Origin of the sequence: Phocaeicola sp. RTP21198st1_B8_RTP21198_201120 (assembly GCF_040929485.1) — a bacterium.
Lineage (GTDB): Bacteria > Bacteroidota > Bacteroidia > Bacteroidales > Bacteroidaceae > Phocaeicola > Phocaeicola dorei.
In genome coordinates this window covers 1-546 of record NZ_JBCOCI010000327.1, presented here as the reverse complement: position 1 = coordinate 546, position 546 = coordinate 1, and the positions used below count along the sequence as shown (strand labels likewise).

1 protein-coding gene is annotated in these 546 nt (G+C 45.4%); it reads right to left on the bottom strand.

All coding sequences use genetic code 11. The features are described 5' to 3' along the window. The coding region (locus tag AB5935_RS25935; protein WP_368327864.1) for an acyl-CoA dehydrogenase family protein at nt 1-508 on the bottom strand (508 nt) is incomplete at its 3' end. Between the last annotated feature and the right edge of the window lie 38 nt (nt 509-546).

Genomic DNA, 546 nt, shown 5'->3' with positions numbered 1-546 from the left:
TTTCACCTTGGCATACGCGAGGAATGAAACGGCTGTGTTGGTCAGCGTTACCGAATTCGTACAGTGTTTCAATACAGTCCTGCAAAGACCAGATATTTCCGAAACCGGCGTCGGCAGCAGCCACGATTTCTGCACACATGGTGTACGGAGTGATCGGGAAGTTCAAACCGCCGAATCTGCGTGGCATGGTCATACCGTTCAGGCCGGCTTTCACCATAGCGTCCAGGTTCTGTTTGGTTCCGGAAGCATATTCTACGCGACCGTTAGCACAGTGAGGACCTTCTTCGTCTACACCTTCTGCGTTAGCAGCAATGATTTCTCCTGTGATTTCTCCTGTAATCTCCAATACTTTGTCGTAAGAGTCTACAGCATCTTCGAAGTCCAGCGGAGCGTAGTCGAATTCATCTTTATCTCTGTAATTGCGTTCTTTGAGTTCGCAAATACGTTTCATCATCGGATTGTTCAAGTGAAACTTGAGTTCCGGTATGTCTGTATAATAATTAGCCATCTTTCCTTACTTGCTATTTTGTTTATAATACTTAATCA